Genomic DNA, 689 nt, shown 5'->3' with positions numbered 1-689 from the left:
GTCGAGGACGGTGCGGGTGGCGTCGTGGACGAGGACGACGGCGGGATTGCTGTCGGCCAGCACGTAGGCCAGCCGTTCGGCCGGGTAGGTGGGGTCGAGGGGCAGGTACGCGCCGCCGGCCTTCAACGCGGCCAGCAGGCCGACGACCATCTCGGGTGAGCGTTCCACGCAGACCGCGACGAGGGTGTCCGGGCCGACGCCGTGGTCACGGAGGTGGTGGGCGAGTTGGTTGGCGCGGGCGTTCAGCTCGGCGTAGCGCAGTGACCGGTCCTCGAAGGTCACCGCGACCGCGTCGGGCGTCTCGACGGCCCGCTCCTCGAACAGCCCGTGGATCGTCTGCCCGGCCGGGTACGCGGTCGCGTCGTCGCAGGTGGCGAGGATGTCGGCGCGTTCGGCCGGGTCGAGCAGGCTCAGGTGGCCCACCGGCTGTCCGGGATCGTCGGCCATCTGGGTGAGGACGTGGCGCAGGTAGCGGGTGAGCCGGTCGGCGGTGCGGTCGTCGAACAGGGCGGTGGCGTACTCCAGGCTGCCGGTGATCCGGCCGTCCTGCTCGGCGAGGGAGAGCGTCAGGTCGAACTTCGCCCCGGCGTACGGGGTGGGCAGCGTGGTGACCCCGATGCCGGGGAGGGTGAGGTCGCCTTCCTCGTTGTTCTGCCAGGCGAACATGACCTGGAACAGCGGGGTGTGGG

The 689-nt window shown here is 71.8% G+C and carries 1 protein-coding gene; it reads right to left on the bottom strand.

Features of this window, described 5'->3' with window-relative positions; all coding sequences use genetic code 11:
- Positions 1-689: AMP-binding protein (locus tag GSF22_RS34035; protein WP_208817978.1), on the bottom strand; the 689-nt coding region annotated here is incomplete at both ends.

It is taken from the genome of Micromonospora echinofusca, assembly GCF_017614955.1.
GTDB lineage: Bacteria > Actinomycetota > Actinomycetes > Mycobacteriales > Micromonosporaceae > Micromonospora > Micromonospora echinofusca_A.
The sequence above is the reverse complement of the archived record's forward strand: the minus strand, read 5'-3'. Positions and strand labels throughout refer to the sequence as shown.